This is a genomic window from Methylobacterium sp. E-065, from assembly GCF_022829605.1.
Taxonomy (GTDB): domain Bacteria; phylum Pseudomonadota; class Alphaproteobacteria; order Rhizobiales; family Beijerinckiaceae; genus Methylobacterium.
In genome coordinates this window covers 126564-148670 of the sequence record NZ_JAKSYD010000128.1, presented here as the reverse complement: position 1 = coordinate 148670, position 22107 = coordinate 126564, and the positions used below count along the sequence as shown (strand labels likewise).

The 22107-nt window shown below is 70.3% G+C and carries 26 protein-coding genes; 12 read left to right on the top strand and 14 right to left on the bottom strand.

Features of this window, described 5'->3' with window-relative positions; genetic code table 11:
• The first annotated feature begins 165 nt into the window (after positions 1-165).
• Entirely contained in the window at positions 166-1410 is a 1245-nt protein-coding gene (locus MKK84_RS18225; RefSeq protein WP_243922153.1) for a methyl-accepting chemotaxis protein, read from the top strand.
• Positions 1411-1423: 13 nt separating this feature from the next.
• Here MKK84_RS18225 and uraD read toward each other — a convergent pair whose 3' ends face one another.
• From uraD to MKK84_RS18195, 6 genes are all read right to left on the bottom strand, one after another.
• Positions 1424-1933 carry a 2-oxo-4-hydroxy-4-carboxy-5-ureidoimidazoline decarboxylase gene (uraD, locus tag MKK84_RS18220; protein ID WP_243922151.1) on the bottom strand — a complete coding sequence of 170 codons (510 nt, stop codon included), beginning with the start codon at positions 1931-1933 and terminating at the stop codon, positions 1424-1426.
• A gap of 4 nt (positions 1934-1937) precedes the next feature.
• Positions 1938-2291 carry a hydroxyisourate hydrolase gene (gene uraH, locus MKK84_RS18215; RefSeq protein WP_243922149.1) on the bottom strand — a complete coding sequence of 118 codons (354 nt, stop codon included), beginning with the start codon at positions 2289-2291 and terminating at the stop codon, positions 1938-1940.
• Positions 2292-2312: 21 nt separating this feature from the next.
• Positions 2313-2831, bottom strand: a complete 519-nt coding sequence (gene uraH, locus MKK84_RS18210; protein ID WP_243922147.1) for a hydroxyisourate hydrolase — start codon at positions 2829-2831, stop codon at positions 2313-2315.
• Positions 2832-2927: 96 nt separating this feature from the next.
• Complete coding sequence (locus MKK84_RS18205) at positions 2928-3155, bottom strand: DUF2934 domain-containing protein (RefSeq protein ID WP_243922145.1); 228 nt, start codon at positions 3153-3155, stop codon at positions 2928-2930.
• Positions 3156-3247: 92 nt separating this feature from the next.
• A complete protein-coding gene (locus tag MKK84_RS18200; protein ID WP_243922144.1) occupies positions 3248-3418 on the bottom strand; it encodes a DUF3606 domain-containing protein in 171 nt (56 codons plus the stop codon).
• 121 nt (positions 3419-3539) lie between these two features.
• Positions 3540-4550 carry a 2-keto-3-deoxygluconate permease gene (locus MKK84_RS18195; protein ID WP_279599586.1) on the bottom strand — a complete coding sequence of 337 codons (1011 nt, stop codon included), beginning with the start codon at positions 4548-4550 and terminating at the stop codon, positions 3540-3542.
• A gap of 178 nt (positions 4551-4728) precedes the next feature.
• Between MKK84_RS18195 and MKK84_RS18190 the strand changes: the two genes are divergently transcribed.
• From MKK84_RS18190 to pdxA, 3 genes are all read left to right on the top strand, one after another.
• Complete coding sequence (locus MKK84_RS18190; RefSeq protein WP_243922142.1) at positions 4729-5532, top strand: FadR/GntR family transcriptional regulator; 804 nt, start codon at positions 4729-4731, stop codon at positions 5530-5532.
• A 130-nt stretch (positions 5533-5662) separates the two neighbouring features.
• Entirely contained in the window at positions 5663-6766 is a 1104-nt protein-coding gene (locus MKK84_RS18185; RefSeq protein ID WP_243922140.1) for a four-carbon acid sugar kinase family protein, read from the top strand.
• Entirely contained in the window at positions 6763-7791 is a 1029-nt protein-coding gene (pdxA, locus tag MKK84_RS18180) for a 4-hydroxythreonine-4-phosphate dehydrogenase PdxA (protein ID WP_243922139.1), read from the top strand. The genes MKK84_RS18185 and pdxA overlap by 4 nt, the downstream gene beginning before the upstream one ends.
• A gap of 385 nt (positions 7792-8176) precedes the next feature.
• Here pdxA and yidD read toward each other — a convergent pair whose 3' ends face one another.
• Positions 8177-8515, bottom strand: coding sequence for a membrane protein insertion efficiency factor YidD (yidD, locus tag MKK84_RS18175; protein WP_243922136.1), 339 nt, complete (start codon positions 8513-8515; stop codon positions 8177-8179).
• A 4-nt stretch (positions 8516-8519) separates the two neighbouring features.
• On the bottom strand, positions 8520-8963 hold the full coding sequence (locus MKK84_RS18170) for an iron-sulfur cluster assembly scaffold protein (protein ID WP_243922134.1): 444 nt from the start codon (positions 8961-8963) through the stop codon (positions 8520-8522).
• A 253-nt stretch (positions 8964-9216) separates the two neighbouring features.
• Here MKK84_RS18170 and folE point away from each other — a divergent pair, with 253 nt between their 5' ends.
• From folE to MKK84_RS18150, 4 genes are all read left to right on the top strand, one after another.
• Positions 9217-10056 (top strand): GTP cyclohydrolase I FolE, encoded by an 840-nt coding sequence (gene folE / locus MKK84_RS18165; protein ID WP_243922132.1) that lies wholly within the window; start codon positions 9217-9219, stop codon positions 10054-10056.
• Positions 10057-10096: 40 nt separating this feature from the next.
• The gene (gene hisI, locus MKK84_RS18160; RefSeq protein ID WP_243922130.1) at positions 10097-10519 is read left to right on the top strand and encodes a phosphoribosyl-AMP cyclohydrolase; all 423 of its coding nucleotides are present in this window, start codon (positions 10097-10099) and stop codon (positions 10517-10519) included.
• Positions 10516-11502 (top strand): patatin-like phospholipase family protein, encoded by a 987-nt coding sequence (locus MKK84_RS18155; RefSeq protein ID WP_243922128.1) that lies wholly within the window; start codon positions 10516-10518, stop codon positions 11500-11502. The genes hisI and MKK84_RS18155 overlap by 4 nt, the downstream gene beginning before the upstream one ends.
• Positions 11503-11740: 238 nt before the next feature.
• On the top strand, positions 11741-13309 hold the full coding sequence (locus MKK84_RS18150) for an alkaline phosphatase D family protein (protein ID WP_243922127.1): 1569 nt from the start codon (positions 11741-11743) through the stop codon (positions 13307-13309).
• Positions 13310-13631: 322 nt separating this feature from the next.
• On the opposite strand, the gene MKK84_RS18145 is transcribed toward MKK84_RS18150, so the two are convergent.
• Both MKK84_RS18145 and MKK84_RS18140 read right to left on the bottom strand, forming a co-directional pair.
• Positions 13632-14063 (bottom strand): CBS domain-containing protein, encoded by a 432-nt coding sequence (locus tag MKK84_RS18145; protein WP_243922125.1) that lies wholly within the window; start codon positions 14061-14063, stop codon positions 13632-13634.
• A gap of 131 nt (positions 14064-14194) precedes the next feature.
• A complete protein-coding gene (locus MKK84_RS18140; protein ID WP_243922123.1) occupies positions 14195-15016 on the bottom strand; it encodes a rhomboid family intramembrane serine protease in 822 nt (273 codons plus the stop codon).
• Positions 15017-15412: 396 nt separating this feature from the next.
• Here MKK84_RS18140 and MKK84_RS18135 point away from each other — a divergent pair, with 396 nt between their 5' ends.
• Together MKK84_RS18135 and MKK84_RS18130 are read left to right on the top strand one after the other, a co-directional pair.
• On the top strand, positions 15413-16012 hold the full coding sequence (locus MKK84_RS18135; protein ID WP_243922121.1) for a PAS domain-containing protein: 600 nt from the start codon (positions 15413-15415) through the stop codon (positions 16010-16012).
• 149 nt (positions 16013-16161) lie between these two features.
• Positions 16162-16800 (top strand): PilZ domain-containing protein, encoded by a 639-nt coding sequence (locus MKK84_RS18130; RefSeq protein WP_243922119.1) that lies wholly within the window; start codon positions 16162-16164, stop codon positions 16798-16800.
• 158 nt (positions 16801-16958) lie between these two features.
• Here MKK84_RS18130 and MKK84_RS18125 read toward each other — a convergent pair whose 3' ends face one another.
• The gene (locus MKK84_RS18125; RefSeq protein WP_243922117.1) at positions 16959-17540 is read right to left on the bottom strand and encodes an SCO family protein; all 582 of its coding nucleotides are present in this window, start codon (positions 17538-17540) and stop codon (positions 16959-16961) included.
• Positions 17541-17649: 109 nt separating this feature from the next.
• Entirely contained in the window at positions 17650-18153 is a 504-nt protein-coding gene (locus MKK84_RS18120) for a PRC-barrel domain-containing protein (RefSeq protein WP_243922115.1), read from the bottom strand.
• 178 nt (positions 18154-18331) lie between these two features.
• Here MKK84_RS18120 and MKK84_RS18115 point away from each other — a divergent pair, with 178 nt between their 5' ends.
• Positions 18332-18793 carry a tRNA (cytidine(34)-2'-O)-methyltransferase gene (locus tag MKK84_RS18115; RefSeq protein ID WP_243922113.1) on the top strand — a complete coding sequence of 154 codons (462 nt, stop codon included), beginning with the start codon at positions 18332-18334 and terminating at the stop codon, positions 18791-18793.
• 84 nt (positions 18794-18877) lie between these two features.
• Here MKK84_RS18115 and MKK84_RS18110 read toward each other — a convergent pair whose 3' ends face one another.
• Positions 18878-21205 carry an FdhF/YdeP family oxidoreductase gene (locus tag MKK84_RS18110; protein WP_243922111.1) on the bottom strand — a complete coding sequence of 776 codons (2328 nt, stop codon included), beginning with the start codon at positions 21203-21205 and terminating at the stop codon, positions 18878-18880.
• Between the two features lie 120 nt (positions 21206-21325).
• Between MKK84_RS18110 and MKK84_RS18105 the strand changes: the two genes are divergently transcribed.
• Complete coding sequence (locus MKK84_RS18105; RefSeq protein WP_243922109.1) at positions 21326-21580, top strand: hypothetical protein; 255 nt, start codon at positions 21326-21328, stop codon at positions 21578-21580.
• Between the two features lie 194 nt (positions 21581-21774).
• Here MKK84_RS18105 and MKK84_RS35965 read toward each other — a convergent pair whose 3' ends face one another.
• Positions 21775-22080, bottom strand: coding sequence for a hypothetical protein (locus MKK84_RS35965; RefSeq protein WP_409566523.1), 306 nt, complete (start codon positions 22078-22080; stop codon positions 21775-21777).
• Between the last annotated feature and the right edge of the window lie 27 nt (positions 22081-22107).

Below are 22107 nucleotides of genomic sequence, written 5' to 3'. Positions count from 1 at the left end.
GCCACCGGCCCTCTAAGGCCGATGGCGCGGACTTTCGAAGGATGAAGCGCTCCCTACAGGGGAGCGCTTCATCGGATCGATTAGAGAAAGATAAGATTAGCCTTCATCATTGGTTGAAGGATCCGTGCGAAGATCGCCTCCGACTCGTTGATTGGAGAACTCCGCATGTTCGGCCTGAACCGCAAGCGCTCGGAAAAGGGCGCCCCTGCCGCCCTGCAGATAGCCGCTGCGCCGGTGCAGGCACCGGTGATCGTCGAGGTCGCGGCAGGTCCGCAGGCCGCCGCCATCCCGGCCTTCGATCGCGAATGGCAGTCGCTCCTGGCGCGCATGTCGGCCGCAGCCTCGGATGCCGGCACCTCGATCGGCTGGATGACCCACGACGCCTCGGGCACCGCCGAGCAGGCCCGGCTGATCGCGGCCGCCAGCGAGGAACTGGCTGCCACCACGGGCGAGATCGCGGCCCGCTCCGCGTCGGCTGCCGAGACCGCCGAGACCGCCCGCGCCGGAATCGCCACCTGCGTCGGCGACCTCCATCGCGCCACCGAGGGCATGCGCGGCATCGAGGAGGGCACCGAGGAGATCGGGAGCCGGCTCGACAGCTTCTCGACCGCGGCCCTGCGGATCGAGGAGATGGCCGGCACCATCGCGGCGATCTCGGCCCAGACGAACCTCCTGGCGCTCAACGCCACGATCGAGGCAGCGCGCGCCGGCGAGGCAGGGCGCGGCTTCGCCGTGGTGGCCGCCGAGGTGAAGACCCTGTCGGCCCAGACCGCCAAGGCGACCGATGAGATCCGGGCCCGCGTGGCGGGCCTGCGTGAGGAGATGGCGGCCATGCAGGCCGCGGTCACGCGCAGCCGCGGCGCGGTCGAGACCGGGGCCGCCGCCATGGTGCGGGCCAACGCCCGCGTCGAGGCCGAGAGCGGCGCCGTCGCGAACGTCGCGTCGCAGATGCGTGAGGCCTCCGAGATCCTGAACCAGCAGATCCAGGCCACCGGCGACATCGCCAACAACGTCGGCCGGATCGCGGAGGGCACCGACAAGGCGCGCCGGGAGATCGGGGACGCCATGGCCGAACTCGAGCGGATCGAAACGCTCGGCCGCAACCTGCTCGACCGGCAGGATGGCGGCCAGGCGACGGAGGCGCATACGGCGCGCCTTCCGGCCGACCTCGCTGCCTGGCGGCGCGCCATTGCGGCGACCCTGGTCGGCATGCGCCCGGCCGACAAGCCGCCCGTCGCCGTCGCGGCCAATCCGGCGCGTCCGGCCGCCGTGGAGGCACCCCTGGCGCAGGCCCGCGAGCAGGCTGCAACGATGATCCGCCACGTCCGCGCCCAGGCCTGGGACGAGGCGACCGCCGCCTTCGTGGCGTTCGAGGCGGCCATCAAGGACGTGCGGTCGGCAGCCGCCTGAACCGCCGGCGCCATCAGGCGTCGATCAGACGCTCCAGCCGCATGCGGGTGATCTGCGCAACCTCCCCAAGCGCGGTCTCCCGCTCGGTCGCCGGATCCCGGCCGAGCCGGGCCTCGAACGCGGAGAGAATCTCGGCCCGGCCGCGCCCCCGCACCGCGATGATGAACGGGAAGCCGAACCGGGCGCGGTAGGCCGCATTCAGCCGAGCAAAGGCCGCCGCCTCCGACGCCGCCATACGGTCGAGCCCGGCGCTGCCCTGCTCGCTGGCCGAATCGTCCGTGAGGCTGTGGGCGCGTGCCTCCGGGCCGGCGAGTTCCGGATGGCCGTTGAGGAAGGCCAGTTGCAGATCCGGGGCCGCCGCGTGCACCGCCCGCATCATCGCCGCGTGCAGATCGGCCAGGCTGGCGAACGGACGCTGCGGCACGGCGGCCTCAGCCACCCAGGCCGCGTGCTCGAACACCCCGCCGAGCAAGGCCACGAAGGCCCCCTCCTCCATCCGGTTGACGGTGGCAAGGTCGGGCACGGTCTCAGCTGCCGCGGTAGGTGGTGAAGCTGCCGGGGGCGCAGAGCATCGGCACGTGGTAATGCTGCGCCGGGTCGAAGATCGCGAAGCGCACCACCGGGTTGTCGATGAAGATGTCGGCTTCCGCAGTGCCGGGGCGGTCCCGGAAGTAATCATCGACGTGGAAGGCCAGCTGATACTGGCCGACCTTCGCGTCGCTCGGCGCCAGGATCGGCTGGTCTGTGCGTCCGTCCGCGTTCGTGACCACGCTCTTCACGAGCCGCCACGTTTCCCCGTCCAGCACTGAGAAATCGATGCGGATCCCCGCCGCGGGGCGCCCGCGGTCGGTGTCGAGGACGTGGGTCGAGATGCCGGCCATGGATATCGTGTCCTGACGGGATCAGCTGCCGCGATAGTAGGAATAGCCCCAGGGCGTGAACAGCACCGGCAGGTGATGGCGCTGCCCCGCGTCACGGATGCGGAAGCGGATCGGCACCCGGTCGAGGAAGTTCGGGCTCGGCAGGCTGACGCCGCGGGCGGCGAAATAGGCGCCGACATGCAGCAGCAGCTCGTAATGGCCGGGCCGGAGCGCGGCATCCGTCAGCAGCGGCTCGGCCGGCCGTCCGTTGGCCCCGGTGGTCACGGTCTTGATCGGCGTGAGGCTGTCGCCCTCGCGCCAAGCGAGGTCGCAGACCATGCCGGCGGCCGGGGTGCCGTGGAAATTGTCGATGGCATGCAGCGTCAGGCGCGGACCGAGGCCAGCTTGCGAGACTGGGGCGCTGGTGAGGGGAGCGGGCTTGTCGGACGCCGTCGACGGTGCGGGGCCTGCCTGGGCCAGGACGCCACCGGACGCCGTCGCCACAGCGCCTCCGAGACCGAGTCCGGTGAAGCTGCGGCGGGTCAGGGCGGATGTCTCCAAGGCGGGTCCCCGTCGCGCGACCAATCATCGGATCGCGGACGGCGTCGGCGATCGTTCACGCCGCGTCGCAAACTACACGCCAGAGACGGGGAGACGCTATTGCGACGGTGGCTCGGAACCGGCCGGCCCGTCCTTGGCCGCCCGGCTCCGGCGCTCCTTGCGCAGCTCCCGCTCGGCCAGGAGCCAGAACTCGATCTCGAATCCCTCCGGCCGATGGTTGCGTTCCCATAACTCGTAGGCGCGCTCGCGGATCTGCTCGAACGTGATGGCGTCCGGCGCCGACGGCGAAGGCCCGGGAGACGGCGCGGTCTGGTCGTCGGACATGGCCGAGGTTTCCGAGGCGTGGGGCGGAGACTCCGGAGCCGTCGATCCGGCAGGCGGATAGGGATCGGTCTTCATGGCGATGCCCGCCCCGCTCAGGGGGCCGGCCTTTCGAGGTAGGCGGCGACGCTGGTGATCCGGCTCCCCACCATCGTGACGGCCTTGCGCAGCCGGTCCTCGCTCACGCCGAAGCGCTGGGCCCAGGCCTCCCGGGCGGCGCGGTCGAAGATGTCGATATGCGTCTTGCCTCTGGCTTCGGTGGACATGCTGTGCCCGCTCCGGTCTCTGGCCGTGCCGCGGCGGTGCCGGGCTGTCTGCCAGGACAACCGGGCGTCCCCGTCTTCGGTTGCCGCCGCGACGTCGCGCCGATGCAGGCCTGTGGATGGATCAGCGCAGGGGCGCCGCGGACCGTGCCACCGGCTCGTGCAGCGGCTCGGACGGCTCCACCTCCTGCCGCACCCGGGCGGCCACGAAGGCGGTGAGCAACGGCACCAGCAGGGCCGTGACCACGACGCTCGCCGCCACCAGCACGGTGGCGGGCCCGGCGGCCTCCGCGTAGGCGGGATTGGCGGCCACGATGATGGCCGGGACGGCGGCGGCATTGCCCGCCGTCGAGGCGGCCGCCACCCCGGCGACCCCGTTGCCCCCGGTCAGCCGGTCGGCCACGAACAGGGCCGCCCCCGTGACCGCCACCACGGCGACGCCGAGCCCGATTCCCAGCAGACCCGCCTGCCAGATCTTGGCGAGGTCGAGCCCGAAGCCGAGCGCGAAGGCGAAGAACGGGATCATCACAGGGGCGGCGCTCGACAGGAAGGCGCGCATGTCCCGGTCGAGGTTGCCCAGGATCATGCCGATCAGGAGCGGCAGGATGCTGCCGACCAGCGTCGGCCACGGGAAGGCGGAGAGGCCAGCGAGCCCGAGCGTGACCATGGTGAGGAACGGGCCGGATTCGAGGCTCATGATCGCGTAGGCGCCCGCATCCTTCGGGCGGCCGAACTGGCCCATGAGGGCGAGGTAGAGCCCGCCATTGGTGTCGTTCATGGCGGCGACGATCGCGAGCGTCGAGAGCCCCACGAAGGCACCGCCCATGATTGGCGCCTCGCCGAGCAGATGGCCGAACACCACGCCCAGGATCGCCGCAATGCCGACCTTGGTGGCCAGCAGGACGCCGCCCTTGCGGGCGATCGCCGGGGTGGCGCGGAAATCGATGCCTGCGCCCATGCAGACGAAGAACACCGCCAGGATCGGCAGGGCGCCGTTGAACAGCGCCCCGGTGAACGAGCCGAAGAAGGTCGCGGTGTTGGGGAACAGCGTGTGGAGGATCGCGCCGAGGAAGAGCGGCACCACCATCAGGCCGCCCGGGACGCGCTCCAGCGAGCGCTTGATCGGAATCTGCATGGGTCGTCCTCCGGCGCGACCCCTGTTCCGGGCCCGTCACCTGAAATCTCAACCCCCCGGGGCCTGTTACAACTTTTCGACAAGTGCGTGCAACATGGCGGACAACTGCAGACTTGTTGACAATCGGGCTGTCGCGTTGATGACTTAGCCGACGAAACGCGCACGGAGGCCATCCCGGATGTCGTCAGCCCTGCCCGGCCCCGCGCAGGCGCCCGGCGCGGTATCGGGGCGCCGCGCGGTGGCGAAGGCGGCCGTTGCCACGCCCGCGTCCCTGTCGGATGGCATCTACGATGCGATCCTCACCGGCATCGCCAACGGCACCTATCCGGCCCAAGGCCGCCTGCCGAGCGAGCACGACCTCGCCGGCCGGTTCCAGGTCTCGCGGCCGGTGGTGCGGACCGCCCTCGACCGGCTGCGCCGGGAGGGTGCGATCGTTTCGCGGCAGGGGGCGGGCAGCTTCGTCCGGCCCCGCGAGGCCAGCCCCGCCCCGGGCTTCGCACCGGTGGAGAGCATCGCCGACATCCAGCGCTGCTACGAGTTCCGCCTGACCCTGGAGCCGGACGCGGCCTTCCACGCCGCCACGCGTCGCGACGCCGGCGCCCTCGACCGGATCGCGGCGGCCCTCGATCTGCTCGCTCTGGCCACCCGCCAGGAGCAACACCGGGAGGACGCCGACTTCGCCTTCCACCACGCGGTCGCGGTCGCCTCGAACAACCACTATTACGCGGCCTCCCTGCAGGCCCTGCAATCGCACGTAGCGGTGGGCATGAAGATCCACGGCCTCGCCCTGCTGGGGCCGCGATCGGGCCTGCGCGGCGTTCTTGAGGAGCATCACGGGATCTTCGCGGCGATCCGTGACGGTGAGGCGGAGGCCGCCCGCGCCCGCATGGCCGCCCATATCGGCGCCTCGCGGGACCGGCTGTTCGAGGGGCGGCTGCTCGATCTGTCGATGGGGGTTGCGCCGGCGGCGCCACGCGCTTGACCGCTTCGGCACCCCATCTGTATGCGTCCCGACAGCTTTACAACAAGCCTGGATGTTCCGCCCGGTCAGGCAGGGCGCACCGGTCGGACATCGCGACGCGAAATTGTCCGCGGTCTGTTGAACCCCTGCCATGACCCGCCTGCGCCTCATCGCCGACGACCTGACCGGCACCCTCGACACGGCGGCTGGCTTCACCGGCCTGTGCGGGCCGATCCCGGTGGCGTGGCCGGAGATCCTGCCGGGCGAGGGATCTGGGTGCCTCGCGATCGACTCCGGCACCCGGGAGGTCTCGGCCCCGGAAGCCGACCGGATCGTCCGAGATCTCGCGCCGCGGCTCCGGGGGGCCGACATCGCCTTCAAGAAGGTCGACAGCCTGCTGCGCGGCCCCTGGGCGGCGGAGCTCGCCGCGGTGATGCGCCTCGGCGCCTGGCCACGCTGCATCGTGGCGCCGGCCTTCCCCTATCAGGGCCGCCGCACCGCCGACGGGCGACAGCTCGCCCGGCGCGACGGTATGTGGGAAGCGGTCTCCGGCGACATCGCCGAAGCGCTGCGGGATGCCGGCCTTCCGGCGCGCCGGGCTGCCCTCACCGACGGCCCGGTGGCGGGAGTGGCGGTCTACGACGCGTCGCACGACGACGACCTCGCTCGCATGGCCGAGCTCGGCCGGGAGGGGCCGGTGCTCTGGTGCGGCAGCGGCGGCCTCGCGGCGGCCCTGGCGCGGGGCGTGACGGCGCCCGGCGGCGACCGCCTCGTCGGACCGGTGCTCGGCCTGTTCGGCTCCGACCGGCCCGAGACCGCGGCCCAGCTCGACGCCTGCGGCCCGCATCGCCTCGTCCTGTCACCCGAGGCGGCGGACCATGCCGGACCGGTCGGCGAACGCCTCGCCCGGGACGGCGTCGTGCTGGCGAGCTTGGCCCTGCCCGCCGGCACCGCCCGGGAGGCCGCCGCCGCGCGGATCGCCGCGACCTTCACGGACGTGATCGAGCGGATCCCCAGGCCCGGCACCCTGCTGGTCGCAGGCGGCGAGACCCTGAAGGCGCTCTGCGTCGCGCTCCGGGTCGAACGCCTCGACGTCACCGGCCAGATCGCCCCCGGCCTGCCGCGCTCGACCCTGCGTGGCGGGCGCTGGGACGGGCTCGCGGTGATCTCGAAATCCGGCGCCTTCGGAACGGAGGGCGTCTGGCGCGATCTACTCCAAAGCAACGGTTTCACGCCCGACAGGAGCGACGCATGACTCAGCATCTCGCCATCACCATGGGCGATCCGGCCGGCATCGGCCCGGAGATCATCGTCAAGGCCGCCGCCCGCCTGAAGGATCGGATCGAAGCGGGCGACCTGAAGCTCGTGATCATCGGCAGCGCCCCGGCGCTGCATCGCGCGGAAGCCGCGCTCGGCCTGCTGCCCGAGCCGATCCCCGAGGTTGCGGAGGACGGTGACTGGCCGGCGCTCTGCTGCCTCCAGGCCGATGCGGAGGGCGCGCCGATCGAGCCGGGCCGGCTCTCGGCCGATGGCGGGCGCTTCGCCTACAAGGCGATCGAGGCCGGGGTCCGGCTGGCGATGGCGGACCGGATCGGCGGCATCGTCACGGCGCCGCTGAACAAGGAGGCGCTCAACAAGGCGGGCTATCACTATGCCGGCCACACCGAGATGCTGGCGGAGCTGACCGGCGTGCGCGGCTCGGTGATGATGCTGGCGCACGGCAACATGCGGGTCTCGCACGTCACCACCCATGTGGCCCTGGAGGACGTGCCCAAGCGCCTGACACCGGAGCGCCTGCGCCTCGTCATCGACCTCACCGACAAGGCGTTGAAGGGTCTCGGGATCGCCCGGCCGAAGATCGCGGTGGCGGCGCTGAACCCGCATGCCGGCGAGGGCGGCCTGTTCGGGCGCCAGGATATCGACGTCAGCACCCCGGTGATCGAAAAAGCCAACGCCGACGGGCTCGACGTGCACGGGCCGGTGCCGGGTGACACGGTGTTCGTGAAGCTGCGCGCCGGCCAGTACGACGCCGTGGTGGCGATGTACCACGACCAGGGTCACATTCCGGTGAAGCTCCTCGGGTTCGAGATCGACCCGGCCACCGGCAAGTGGATGGACCTGTCGGGGGTGAACGTCACGCTGGGTCTGCCGATCATCCGCACCTCGGTCGATCACGGCACCGCCTTCGACATCGCCGGCACGGGCATCGCCAACGAGCGCAGCCTGATCGAGGCGATCGAGTTCGCGGAGCGGCTGGCGGCCAATCGTCAGGCTGTCTGAGCGGAGGACCGCCTCTTCCCCTCCCCCCTTTGCGGGCTACGACATTCACAGATCTCCGGTGAACACCGGCGTCGGTGGCGAAGCGCGACAGGCCCCCTCTCCCGTGTGGGAGAGGGTTGGGGTGAGGGATGAGATGGTTCCGGATCAGGCACCCGACCGACGCGCCGACAGGGCGTGCCTCATTCTGAAAGTTCACGACCCTCACCCTGTCCCTCTCCCGCACGGGAGAGGGGACCTGCGCTCGACTCTGAACCGATGTGGCCGGACCCAATGTGTGAATCCGCAGGCCCGCAGAGGGGGAGGGAGAACCTGTGACATCTTTTGGAGCGCGATCCCCGGCGTTGGACCGCGTGTTTCACGTGAAACAAAACAGGAACGAACTCCCTCAACGCCCCTCCGCCGAACACCCCTCCCCCACCGCCTCACACGCGAACGGTGAAGGCGGCGCCTCGACGCCGCGCCAGCGGGCGTAGGCCCACGGGCGATACCAGACCGCCCCCGTCGGCAGCCGCTCCGGTACGAGGTCGATGCCGTGGGTGCCGAACGGACCGCAGCGGCAGATCCGGGCAAACCCCATCCACCCCCCTAGCCACAGCCCGTGCCGGGTGATGGCGGTGTCGGTGTATTCCGAACAGCTCGGCCAGTGGCGGCACTGGCGGCCGATCAGCCCCGACAGGGTGAGCTGATAGGCGCGGATCCCCCAATGCGCCGCGCGCCGGACCATGCCCTCAGGCGGCCTGCCGCTTGGCGGCGATCTGGTCGAGGGCGTCCACCACCGCGTCGAAGGTCAGGAGCGTCGAGGCGTGGCGCGCCTTGAACTCCCGCACCGGCTCCAGAACCGCGAGATCCGCCCAGGATCCCTCCGGCGCCGGGCCGTTCTCCTTGAGCATCGCCCGCATGGCCGCGCGCACGCCGCGCAGTTCCTCGGCGCTGGCGCCGACCACGTGGCGACCCATCAGCGACGACGAGGCCTGGCCGAGCGCACAGGCCCGGACCTCCTGAGCGAAATCCGCCACCCGGCCATCCTCGCCCACCACGAGATCCACCGTGACGGTCGAACCGCACAGGCGGGAATGCGCGGTGGCGCTGGCATCCGGGTTCTCCAGCCGGCCGAGCCGGGGGATATCGGCGGCCAGTTCGAGGATGCGGCGGTTGTAGATATCGTCGAGCATCGGGTCCTCGGCCGTGTGTACAGGTCCCGTCGGGACGCTGCCGCGCGGTTCGCGCATTGCGCGTTGCCCCGCGAACGATGATATAGGCGCCTTACGGTCGCTTCGCGAGGAGGCGGACCGGCAACCAGGGTCGCGCCCACGGCTCCGGTGATCCGTCCGAGGGGGTTCCCACGGCTTCAGTCCATTCCGGGCCGCGGGCCTGAAACATTTTCAGGCCCGGGAACTTCCCTCACACGCCCGACGCGATCCGACGATGTACGCCAAGCCCGACAGCACCCCGATGAAGTCCCGCATCGCCCGGGCCGAGGATGCCATGGATGCCGCGCTCAAATCCCTGTCGTATCCGAGCGATGGCCAGGGTTTTCACCCGAACGGGCAGGATTTTCCCCCGAACGGGATTGAGGGGCAAGGTCTAGACGGCATGCGCAATGACAACCGCCCGGTGGATGAGACCCGCCCCGTCGAGGTCGCACCGGAGCCGGCTTCCGCCACCCGCGTCCCCGAGGGCATCGAGACCGGCCGCCCGAGCCGCGCCGAGGCGGAGGCCGCCGTGCGCACCCTGCTGCGCTGGGCGGGCGACGACCCGACCCGCGAGGGCCTGCTCGACACCCCCGCCCGGGTGACCAAGGCCTATGAGCAGCTGTTCGGCGGCTACGGCGTCAATGCCGAGAAGCTGCTGGAGCGGGTGTTCGAGGAGGTCGAGGGCTACTCCGACATCGTGCTGGTGCGCGACATCCCGTTCCACTCCCATTGCGAGCATCACATGGTGCCGTTCATGGGGCTCGCCCACATCGCCTATTACCCGACCCGGGGCGTGGTCGGCCTGTCGAAGCTCGCCCGGGTGGTCGACACCTTCGCCCGCCGGCTGCAGACGCAGGAGACCATGACGGCCCAGATCGCCGACGTGATCGAGAGCATCCTCAAGCCCCGCGGCGTCGCCGTGATGGTGGAGGCCGAGCATCTCTGCATGGCGATGCGCGGCGTCCAGAAATCCGGGGTCTCGACCATCACCAGCCAGTTCCGCGGCGTGTTCAAGGACAACGCCAACGAGCAGGTTCGCTTCCTGACCCTGGTGCGCGGCGGCGCCAAGTAGTCTACAGCACGCGCCGAGTCGGGGAGCGCTTCTTCACGCCATGACCGCGCGCGACATCGCCTTCGAGCCCCCCGGCCCCCGCGCCGCGGTCGAGGAAGGCCAAGCCTTCACGCCCCGCTTCGACCGGGACGGGCTGATCACCTGCATCGCGGTCGATGCGGGGGACGGCCGGGTGCTGATGCTCGCCCATATGAACGCCGAATCGCTCGCGCGCACGATCGAGACCGGCGAGGCGTGGTACTGGTCGCGCTCGCGGGCCGAACTCTGGCACAAGGGCGCCACCAGCGGCCAGATCCAGCGCGTCGTCGAGATGCGGGTCGATTGCGACCAGGACGCCCTGCTGATCCGCGTGGAGGTCGGCGGCGACGGCGGCTGCTGCCATACCGGCCGGCGGGATTGCTTCTACCGGGGGGTCGTCCGGCAACCGGACGGCCGCGTCACCCTGGAATTTTCCGGATCATGACCGCGACCCTTGCCGCGACCGGGTGGCAAGAGTGTCCCGCCGTTCCGTATTTCCTGCCCGGCGCCGTCGAGCCGATTCGGCCCCTGCCGAAGGCGGGGCCGCGGATCGGGCTGGCTTTGGGCGGCGGCTCGGCCCGGGGCTGGGCCCATATCGGCGTGCTGCGCGCCCTGGAGGAGGCCGGCATCCACCCGACCGTGGTGGCGGGCTGCTCGATCGGCGCCGTGGTGGGGGCCTGCTACGCCGCCGGGCGCCTCGATCGGCTGGAGGCCTTCGCGCGGGCCCTGACCCGGCGCCGGGTGGTCGGTCTGATCGATCCGCGGCTTCCGGGCTCCGGCCTGATCGCCGGCAACCGCCTGCGCCAGCGGCTCCACGCCGATCTCGGCGAGCGCCGGATCGAGCGTCTGCCGATCCGCTTCGGCTGCGTCGCCACCGAGTACGGCACCGGCGCGGAGGTGTGCCTGACCGAGGGGCTGGCGGTGGATGCGGTGCGCGCCTCCTACGCGATCCCCGGCCTGTTTCCGCCAGTGACCCATGCGGGCCGGGTGCTGATGGACGGCACGCTGGTCAACCCGGTGCCGGTGGCTCTGGCCCGGGCGCTCGGTGCCGATCTGGTGATCTGCGTGAACCTCAACGGCGATACCGGCGGCCCGGTTGTGCGGGAAGTGCCGGCCTACGTCCCCCGCCGCGGCTTGCTGACCACGCTGCGCGACCGCCTGCGGGGGTTTCCGCGCCCGGAGCCCGAGATCCCCGTGCCGGGCCTCGCCCGGGTGGTGCTCGACGCGTTCAACATCACCCAGGACCGGATCTCCCGCTCCCGGCTGGAGCGCGACCCGCCGGACGTGGCGATCGGGCCGGACGTGGCGGCGTTCGGGCTGTTCGATTTCCACCGGGCGGATGAGGGGATCGCGATCGGCTATCGAGCGGCGCGGGCGGCGCTGCCGCGGATCCGGGCTGTGGTAGCGGGGGCTGAGGCGCGGGCTTGAGGGCTCGCGTGGACGATCCAATCCAAACCCCCTCATGCTGAGGTGCCCGCGTCAGTGGGCCTCGAAGGAGGGCTCCAGGGATCGCGCGGCTGGCTGGAGCCCTCCTTCGACGCTCGCTGCGCTCGCACCTCAGGATGAGGAGATGGGCTGGAAAAACTGAGAAGGCCCCAGCGCATCCGTCGTCATCCCTCTGTCGCGCCGGCCTGCGATGGGCGCCCCACCATTTGGAGGGGTTCCAATGTCCACGAGTCGCCGTCAGATCCTGCTCACCGGAGGCGCCGGCCTCGTCGGGCTGGCCTCCGGCCTCGCCCGCCCCGGCCTCAGCCGGGCCGCCGACCGGCCGCTCCTGACCCACGGGCTCCAGTCCGGCGATGTCGGCACCGACTCGGCAGTGGTCTGGGCGCGGTCCGACCGGCCCGCCCGGGCGATCATCGAGTGGGCGACCACCGAGAGTTTTTCCAACATCCAGGGCGTCTTCGCCGACGCGCTGCCCGAGACCGACGGCACCGTGAAGGTGGCGCTGACCGGCCTGCCGGCGGGCCAGGACATTTTTTATCGCGTCCGCCTCCAGGATATTGCCGCGCCGACCATCGTCGGGCCGGCCCAGGTCGGGCGGTTCCGCACCGCGCCGGCGGATCGGCGCTCGGTCTCGTTCTGCTGGTCGGGCGATACGGCGGGCCAGGGGTGGGGCATCGACGAGGCCCGCGGCGGCATGACGATCTATTCCGCCATCCTGAAGAACCGGCCGGACTTCTTCATCCATTCCGGCGACACGATCTACGCCGACGGGCCGATCCAGGCCGAAGTGAAGCTTCCCGATGGCAGCCTCTGGCGCAACCGCGTCACCGAGGCCGTCGCCAAGCCGGCCGAAACCCTCGAAGAATTCCGCGGCCGGCACAAGTACAACCTCACCGACCGGAACGTGCTGGCGATGAACGCCGCCGTGCCGATCCTGGCGCAGTGGGACGACCACGAGGTCACCAACAACTGGTGGCCGGGCGAGCCGCTGACCCGGGCCGAGCACCTGAAGAAGAAATACACCGATCCGAACGTGCTGGCCCTGCAGCTGCGCGCGGCACGCGCGTTCCACGAATACATGCCGATGCGCTTCGAGCCGTCCGAGCCCGGCCGGGTCTACCGCAAGATCGGCTACGGCCCGCTGGTCGACGTGTTCATGCTCGACATGCGCTCCTACCGGGGGCCGAACGGCGAGAACACGCAGACGGCCTACGGGCCGGATTCCTATTTCATGGGGCCGAAGCAGATCGCGTGGCTGAAGCAGGCGCTGCTCGAATCCCGCGCCACCTGGAAGGTGATCGCCGCCGACATGCCGCTCGGCCTCGTGGTGACGTACGACGTCGATAAAAACTTCGGCTCGGAGGCGGTGGCGCAGGGCGACGGGCCGGCGCTCGGGCGCGAATTGGAGATCGCCGACCTGCTGCGCTTCATCAAGAGCGCGGGCATCCGCAATACGGTGTGGTTCACGGCCGACGTGCACTACACGGCCGCGCATTACTACGACCCCAACAAGGCCCAGTTCCAGGATTTCGAGCCGTTCTGGGAGTTCGTCTCCGGGCCGCTGCACGCGGGCACGTTCGGGCCGAACGCGCTCGACAACACCTTCGGGCCGCAGCTGCGCTTCGTGAAGGCGCCCGAGAAGGGCCAAGTGAACCTGTCACCGGCCTCCGGCTACCAGTTCTTCGGCCATGTCGCGGTCGACGGCCAGACCGAGCAGATGACGGTGACGCTCAAGGACGCGGCGGACGCGGATCTCTGGCATGTGACGCTGGACCCCATGCGGGCGTGAGGATGGACAATCCTCCCTTCCCTCGCCCCGCTGGCTGCGGGCGATGCAGGTGCGGGGCACACCGTTGATGTAGGGGCGCAACAGGCCCCCTCTCCCGAGCGGGAGAGGGTTGGGATGAGGGATGAGAACTCTCAGGATTGGGCACGTGATCGATGTGCCGACGGGGCGCGCCTGATTCTGAAAGTTCTCGACCCTCACCCTGTCCCTCTCCCGCACGGGAGAGGGGACCCGTGCCTCTTCAGGCTGGCCGATGGGCCTACTAACACCTCAGACCTGGATAGCTCAGCTCGTAGCGGGCTAGAGAGGGAGAGCCGCAGCCCGCCTACGCCATGGTAATGTAATCCCGCAGCGCCTGATGCTCGGCCTCGACGGTGGCGATCTTGCGCGCCACCACGTCGCCGATCGAGACCAGCCCGATCAGGCGCCCGTCCTCGCAGACCGGCACATGGCGGAAGCGGCCTTCGGTCATCAGCGTCATGACCTCCTCGATCGTCGTGCTCCGCCCGCAGGTGGTGACGTTCCCGGTCATGTGCGCGGAGACCGGCGCGTCGAAGGCCGAGCCCCCGTGGCCGGCCAACGCCCGCATGATGTCCCGTTCGGAGATGATGCCGGCCACCGACCCGTCGTCCTGAGCGACCACCAGGGCGCCGATGCGCCGGTCGGCGAGGATCTGAATGACCTCCTCGAGGGTCTTGTCGGGGGCTACGGTCACGACCGAGCTGCCCTTCTCGGCGAGGATGCGTGCGACGGTCATGGCTCTCTCCCGTGTAACGCGTCCGGTGCGCCGTCAGCCTGCGACACCGGGATTGCGCTGTCGGCCGGGTTGGCCCCGGCTCCTTCACAATACGGCGAGTGTGTGGCCGTTTCGCCCGATTGGCAAGGTGGTCAGGCCCGCGGCGTCTCCCGCAGATCGAGCAACGGGAACAGCAGGAAGCCGACGATGAACCCGCCGAGATGCGCGTCCCATGCGATGGAAGCGCTCTCGCCCACCAGCGGCACGCTCACGAGGCCGAACAGCAGGTTGGTCACGAGCCAGATCGCCAGGAAGGAGACGGCCGTCCGGTTGCGCAGGAGTTCGGGGATGGTCTCGACCGGCCGGTGCGGCGGCAATTGCCAGGGCTGACCGCCATAGCCGGAGGCCGGCGGCTGGAACACGAACCGGGCGGCAGCCGCCATCAGGGCCGAGATCCCCGCGGAGGCGCCGACCAGGGGCCCCGCGCTCAGGGGATCGACCAACACGTGCAGCAGGCCGCCCGCCGCGGTGCCGGCGAGCGCGATGAGCCCGTAGCGCCAGGGGCCGCAGCGGCGGGCCACCGGCGAACCGAAGGCGGCGAGCCACACGCTGTTGAAGATCACATGCATCCACGAGCCGTGGAGCAGCGCGTAGGTTGCGAACGTCCAGGGCTGGAACGCGTGCTCGCCCACGATGTAGCGGGCGAAGGCCTCCCGGGCCGCCTGCAAGCCGGGATCGCCCGAATCGCCGGCCGCGCGGACCACCTCGGCGGCTTGCCCGGGATCGAACCACAGGGTCCAGCGGGCCGGCACCAGCGCGAGATCCAGGACGAGGCGGATGTCCCAGGTATCCGGCAGCAGGAACTCGCGCACCGCCTGGATCGCCAGAAGCAGCCCGATCGAGAGCGTGACGACCGCCGGCATGTTGAACACCGGGACGCGGCTCTGCCGCGGGAATTCGGGGGAGGCATCCATCGCGGCACCATGTCGGGGCTTGGGGCGGGTGGGCAAGCCCCGGCGACGTATTGAAGCCGGCTAAGACGGATTGTCTGATCGGCCGAAGCCTCCGTGGTGACTGATCGTAACGCGGAGATACCAGTTCAGACGCCCCAGTTCAGCCATCCTGCGAAGTCTCCCCTGCCTCCGGCTGCCGACAATCCCGGCCGGGCCGTCCGGTCGGTCGATGGCCCGTTTGTCAGGGATGCAGCGGCCGCGATTGTCTCGCCGACGCCGAAGCGGTACGGCCGGCGCACGGGCCGGCACGGGGCGTGCGCCCGGACGCCGTGAAGGCCCGGACCGGCCGGCTACAGCCTCGCGGATGTACCAGAACGATCCAGGGATGAACCACAGGCGTTTAGAGTCGGGACACCGATGAAGCATCCCACCAGCCGCATGCTCCACGCCTACTGGGAGCGCCTGCGCGGCGAGCGCGCCGCCCCGGAACGGGGCGAGATCGAGCCGGGCGAGATCCGCCACCTCCTGGCCGACAGCCTGATCCTAGAACTCGACGTGGCAGCCAGCGAAGCCACCGTCCGGCTCGCCGGCACGCGGGTCTGCGCCCTGTACGGCCGGGAATTGAAGGGCCAGTCCTTCGCCGCCCTGTGGGGCGCCCAGGCGGTCGACCCGTGGCGGATCATCGAGATCGTGGCCAACGACACCCTCGGCGTCGTGGCGGGCCTGCGCGGGACCAACGCGGCGGGCGAGGTGGCCGACCTCGAACTCCTGCTCCTGCCCCTGCGCCACCGCGGCCGCACCCAGGTCCGGGCGCTCGGTGCCCTCAGCCTCGACGGAACGCCCCCGTGGATCGGCTTGCGCCCGATCGTGACGGCGGAGACCACCTCGTTGCGCATCCTGCCGAGCCGCCGGCCGGACACCCTGCCGCCGCCGCGCCCGGCGATCCGGTCGAGCGCCGGCTACCCGGGACCCGTGCGCCGCGGGCACCTCGTCGTGCATGCCGGCGGACGGGGTTGAGTAAAGCCTGAGGGTTGCACCGGGCCTACTGGTTCGCGCTGTGCGATATAATAATGGGCAAGTACAACGCTGAGGGGAAAAAAAGGGTTTCGTAACGGTCCCGCTCTACGTTCCGACTCTGCTGATCGCGCAGGAGGATTAGTCCCGGGATGATCGCGGTCGACTTCACCGCTGAGATGGAGCCGCGTGTGGCGCCCGACCCGGCGCGCAGCGCCTCGGACGAGCGCCGGCACCAGCGCGTTCGGGTCTCCGTCCTTGGCCGCTTCATGCTGGCGGATCGACGCGAGTATCCCTGCCAGACCGTGGACATGTCGCCGGGCGGCGTCCGCCTGACCTGCGCGGTCCGGGGCGAGGTCGGCGAACGAGTGGTGCTCTATCTCGAGCATATCGGCCGGATCGAGGGCCGGATCGCCCGCCTGTGCGCGGACGGGTTCGCGGTCCAGCTCAACGCCACCCCGCGCAAGCGCGACAAGCTCGCCTCCCAGCTGACATGGCTCGCCAACCGGGAAATGCTCGGCCTGCCGGAGGGGCGCTCCCACGAGCGCCTCGTGCCGACCCAGCCGGGGGTCACCCTGCGCATCGATGGCGGCAACGAGGTCCAGGCCCGGCTGATCGACATCTCCATGTCGGGCGTGGCGATCGCCAGCCCGCTCGTGCCGCCACTCGGAACGCTTGTGACCGTGGGCAGCACGCCGGGGCGGCTGGTGCGCTACTTCGACGGCGGGTTCGGCGTGCAGTTCCTGCTGCCGCTCTCCGCCGACCGCTTCCACGCCGGGATGACGCTGTAAAGGGATTCCGGGTTTCCAAAGGGCTCCAGCCCTTTGGCGGGTTCTCCGGGCGGAGCCCTGAGATGCGTACCAGGGCTCTGCCCTGGACCCGCGAAAGGGTTCACCGTTTCGAAACCACGACGCGGGCTATCCGCGTGAGGCTGAGCTAACCCCGAGACTCAGATCTTCTTGGCGAGCTGCGCGGCGGTGTCGGCAGCGGGCCGGGAGAGGTCCAGGGCGCCGAGGAAGCGGTTCTGCGCGTCCATCACGTACACGATGGCGGTGTGCTCCATCGTGTAGTCGCCATCCTTACCGGGGACCTTGCGGGCATAGGCGCGATACGCCTTCTCGGTGGCGGTGACCTGCTCGGGGCTGCCGGTCAGCCCGGTGATGCGCGGGTCGAAGCTCGACAGGTAAGTCTTCAGGCTGGCCGGGTCGTCGCGCTCGGGATCGACCGTGACGAAGGCCACGCGCATGTTGGCGGCCTTCGGTCCCAGGGCGACGAGCACGTCCGAGACCTGCTGCAGAGTCGTCGGGCAGACGTCCGGGCAATGGGTGAAGCCGAAGAACACGAGATGCGGCGCCCCCGCGAAATCGCGCTCGGTGACGGTGCGGCCGTCCTGATCGACCAGCGTGAACGGTCCGCCGACGCCGGGCACGCCCACCGGGGCCTTCTCGGGCATGAACGCGAACACCGCCGCGCCCGTGATGCCGACGAGGCCGAGGCAGAAGGCGAGGAGCGGGATGAGGGCGCGGCGCATCGTGTCGGACTCCGACCTCGGGACGGAGGTGGGCACAGCACGGAACGCCGCGTGGAGGCAAGCGGGCCGGGTGTCGCCGGCCCGCTTGCCGTGTCCGTCAGGGCTGGCGTCAGGGCTTCTGCGCCGGGTCGCCCGCCGGGTTGGCCGGGGTCGCGCCCTTCGGCGGCTCCTTGCCGAGATAGATGTATTCGGGCGCGGCGCGGAGCTGGTCCTTGGTGGTGTCGATCCGGGCCTGGAGGGTCTTGTCGTCGGCCCGGTTGAGCGTGACCACCGAGGGGTCGACCGCGACGTATTTCGAGCCGATCCCCAGGAAGCCGCCGACCCCGATCACCCAGGATTTCACGGCGTTCTTCTCGTCGAGGACGATGTCGGCGATCTGCCCGATCGTCTCGTTGGCGCCGTTCACCACGCTGGTGCCGATGAGCTTGCTGGCGACCCGGTCGTCCGGGGTCTGGACCACGAAGGTCGGCCGCAGGTTGTCGGCCATGGTGGCGGGCTGCCCCGGCACCGGGGTGGCGGGGCTGGCACCGCCCGCATTCGGGCTGGCATTCTGGGCCGAGGCGGTGGCGAGGCCGGCCAGCAGGAGGGCCGAGGCGAGGAGCGGTTTGCGCATCGGATCAGGTCTTTCGGTCGGGGGCCGCGGACGAAGGTGGCGCCGCCTTAAGGCTCTGGCGGAGCTTAAGTTCCGCACGATCTGCCGGGCGCGGTCGAAAGCGCGGCGGTTTGCCGACTGCGCATCGGCGCGACGGCCCTTTGACGGGGCGGCACCCGCCCGCCACAAGGCCCAGGCCATGCTGCGCCTCGCCCTCTACCAGCCCGACATCCCCCAGAACACCGGCACGATGCTGCGCATGGCAGCCTGCCTGGGGCTCGCGGTGGAGATCATCGAGCCCGCGGGCTTCGACGTCTCGGACCGCCACCTGCGCCGCTCGGGGCTCGACTACCTCGACCACGTGGCGATCACGCGGCACCGCTCCTTTGCCGCCTTCGAGGCATGGCGGGCCGGTGCGGGGTGCAGGCTCGTGCTCGCCACCACGGCGGGCGCCCTGCCCTACACGGCGTTCGCCTTCCGCCCGGACGATTGCCTGATGGTCGGGCGCGAATCCGCCGGCGCCCCGGAGGTGGTCCACGCGGCGGCCGAGGCCCGGATCGTGGTGCCGATCCGGCCGGGCCTGCGCTCCCTCAACGTGGCGGTGGCTGCCGCGATGATCGCCGGCGAGGCGCTGCGGCAGGTGGCGGGGCTCGAGATCTAGAGCCGCGCCCGATCGCGTTGCCGGCGGGTCCGGCGCCAAGCCCCTGTCGTGACGCGCGATCGCAGGCCACCGGAGAGCGATGGCTCAGCCCGTGGCATATTCCAGCTGCGGTTCCAGAACCCGATCGCCGTCGGCGTGCACCGTCACGGGGATCGCCTTGGCGGCCGGGGTCTTGCTGCCGATCGCGTAATGCCAGATCGGCATCAGCACGTTGCATTCCGGGTAATAGCCGCCGATGCAGCCGATCGGGATGTCGTAGGCTACGACCAGCAGCCCCGAGAGCGTCCGGTCGATCCCGTCATGCGCCACCGTCCGCAGCGTCACCGGCTGCCCGACCTTGAGCCCGAGCCGGTCGATGTCGGACCGGTTCATGAGCACCACCTTCCGGGTGTTCTTGATGCCCCGGAAGCGGTCGTGATAGCCGTAGACCGTGGTGTTGAACTGGTCGTTGCTGCGCAGCGTCATCAGCCGCAGGATATCGTGGCCGACATCGGGCATGTCGGTATCCTCGTCGAGCCCGGTCGGTGTGACGAAGATGGCCCGGCCCGACTCCGTGTGCCATTCCCGCCGCTTCGCCGGCAGGTCGCGCTGGAAGCCACCCGGCTCCCACATGCGCCGCTCGTAATCCCAGAACGACTTCGGCAGCGTCTCGCCGATCTCCCTGCGGATTTCCGCATAATCGTCGCTGTAGACGTCCCAGCGCACCCGCGGATTGGGGTCGAGCACCCGCTGCGCCAGCTCGCAGATCAGCCGGATCTCACCGATCAGGTGCGGTGAGGCCGGGCGCCGGACGCCGCGGTTGCCGTGGACGCAGGCCGAAGTGTCCTCCATCGAGAGCATCTGCTGGCCCTTGGCGGTTTCGATGATCTCCAGGCGGCTGATGACCGGCAGGATGTAGCTGATCGTGCCGGGCAGCAGCGCGGTGCGGTTGAGCTTGGTGATCACGTTCACGGTCAGCCGCTGGCGGCGCCAGGCCGGCTCCATCTGGCCATGATCGGGGATCGCCCGGGCGAAGTTGCCGCCCAGCATGATGAAGGCCTGGACCTCGTCCCGCAGGATCGCTTCGCAGGCCTCCACGGTGTTGTAGCCTGCCTCGCGCGGCGGCTCGAACTGGAACTGCTGTCCCAGCCGGTCCAGGTCGAACAGCTCGGGCTTCTCGGTGATCCCCATCGTGCGCTGCCCCTGCACGTTGGAGTGGCCGCGGATCGGGCAGATCCCGGCCCCGTCGCGTCCGATATTGCCGCGCATCAGCAAGAGGTTGACCAGCATCTGCACGGTCTCGACGCCGGCCTGATGCTGCGTCAGCCCCATGCCGTAGACGCCGATGACCGCCCGGGAATGGCAGTAGACGTGGGCGGTCGACTCCATGTCGGCCCGGTGCAGGCCCGAGCGGCGCTCGAGTTCGTCCCAGTCCTGGACGCGCAGCCAGTCGGCGAAGGTCTCGAATCCGTTCGTGTTGTCGCGGATGAAGTCCTCGTCGAGGATGGAATCGCCCTTGGCCCTGGCGGCGTCATGCGTGGCGAGCACCGCCTTGCAGATGCCCGCGAGGGCCGCGAGATCGCCGCCCGCCTTCACTTGGTGATATTGCGAGCTGATCCGGGTCGCCTTGCCGGTGAGCATCTCGGTGGGCGATTGCGGGTTGAGGAAGCGCTCCAGCCCGCGTTCGCGCAGGGGGTTGTAGGTGATGATCGGGACGCCGCGCCGGCTCGCCTCCTGCAGCGGATGCAGCATCCGCGGCGCGTTGCTGCCGGGATTCTGCCCGAAGAACATGATGCAGTCAGACTTGGCGAAGTCGTCGAGCGTCACGCTCCCGACCGCCTGGCCGATGCTGACCGGCAGGGCCACCGAGGTCGTCTCGTGGCACATGTTGGACGAGTCCGGCAGGTTGTTGTTGCCGTAGAGCCGCGCGAAGAGCTGGTAGAGGTAGCTCGCCTCGTTCGAGAGGCGCCCGGAGCTGTAGAAGACCGCGCCCTTCTTCCGGTCCTCGACCGCCCGCAACTCACCGGCGATCTCATCGACCGCGTGGCCCCAGGAGACCGGCACGTATTTGTCGGTCGCCGCATCGTAGCGGAGCGGGTGGGTCAGGCGGCCGGTCTGCTCCAGCTGGTAGTCGTCCCAGCCGAGCAGCTCCGTGACCGTGTGGGTGGCGAAGAAGTCCGGCGTGCAGCGATGGGCGGTGAGTTCCCAGGCCACGGCCTTCGCGCCGTTCTCGCAGAACTCGAAGGGGAGCGGGCTGGCCGGCTTCACCCAGGCGCAGCTGTTGCACTGGTAGCCGTCGACCTTGTTGTGCCGGCTCAGCACGATCGGACCGCTCGCCAGCACGCCTTCGCGCTTGAGGATGGTCCCGACCGAGAGGGCGGAGCCCCATCCCCCGGATGGCAGGCGGTACGGCTTGAATTCGGGCTTGTCCAAGGGGGATGTCTCCGGGCCGATGCATCCAGGGATACACGAGCTACGTCACAGCGTTCTCCGTCGAAACCGTGGGCACCGAGCTTTGTTCGCGAGAATTATTGAAACTTAACGGAGGTTAGCTTGATCATCAGCCGGGACTACTTGCTGAAGAAGCCGTCGGGTCCGTCGGCGCCGAAGCTGTTCCTCGATACCCAGGTGGTGCCGCTGGCCGCCAATCTCGCGGGGGCCGTGGAGGTGGCCCTCGACCGCGCCGCGGCGCGCACGGGCGTCCGCCCAGCCGTGATCCTGGCCGGCGCGACGGGCCTGATCGGCCTCGGCCTGTTCCGTCTGCTCACGCACCGGACTTCGGCATTCCGACAGAGCGAGCGCGGCTGAGCGCTCGTCCGAGACGACAAGGCCCAACCCGCGGTGGCTGGGGTGCCCCGACCGCTCGCCTCTCGTGAGGGAGCCGATCGTGTCCGATCGCGGCGCGCCCAGAGGACCGCACACCCCAGGCAAAGGCCAGTGGATGCCCAGCACCTCCCTGCGTGCTCCGATCCGCGTCCGTCGGGGACGCGGATCGACCACCCCTACTGAGCGGCGGCGCCCTGCACGCGGCTGATCGACGAGGTCGAGGGATTGTGGACGCCGATCGCTGCGGCGGATGACGGCTCCCCGTCCGCGGCCAAGCTCGCCGCGGTCGCCCGGATGGCGGCGGTCTGCGGCACGGACTCGGCTTCGAACTCAGCCTGAGCCGCCTCCTCTTCCAACCGCCGGCGCTCCTCGGCGTAGCCCCCCGCGATGACGAGATCGACCAGCCGCCGGGTCAGCCGGAAGGCCAGCCAGAACAGGGCGAGGCAGAGCAGCGTCGCGGCGGCGGCCTTGAGCGGGTCCACGGCGTTCTCCGGTGGTGTCTCCCGATG